Below are 386 nucleotides of genomic sequence, written 5' to 3'. Positions count from 1 at the left end.
GCCGACCCCCCACCGTCAAGCCGGGCGACCCCGCGTCGCCCAGCCCCGTCCCGGCGGACCGACTCGCCGAGACCGGCGGTAGCAGCAACACCCCGATGCTGATCGGCGGCGGTGCCGCACTGCTCGCCCTCGGCGGCGCAACGATCGTCCTCGTCCGGCGTCGCGGTCGCGTCGCGGCCTGACGCGGGGAACCGGCCGGTGGGTTCGGGACGTGACTGTTCCGGGCCCGCCGGCCGGCCCCGCGACCGCCCCATCGGTACGGGTCCGAGGAGTTCATGACCATTCAGGAATCACACGTTCGGGTCCACCGGGACCCAGGCCCGGTGCCGGTCGTGCCGCCGGGCGAACCCGCGCTGCCGCGGCGGCGCGGGTTCGGTCTGTTCCGC

1 protein-coding gene is annotated in these 386 nt (G+C 75.9%); it reads left to right on the top strand.

The annotated features are described in order from the left end of the window. Positions 1–182 (top strand): LAETG motif-containing sortase-dependent surface protein (locus tag GT354_RS52070; RefSeq protein ID WP_161365542.1); only part of this gene is annotated, 182 nt, incomplete at its 5' end. Positions 183–386: the final 204 nt, after the last annotated feature.

Origin of the sequence: Streptomyces sp. SID3343 (assembly GCF_009865215.1) — a bacterium.
In the GTDB taxonomy this organism is placed as follows: domain Bacteria; phylum Actinomycetota; class Actinomycetes; order Streptomycetales; family Streptomycetaceae; genus Embleya.
Note: the sequence above shows the minus strand (reverse complement) of the source record. Positions and strands in the feature narration are given on the sequence as shown.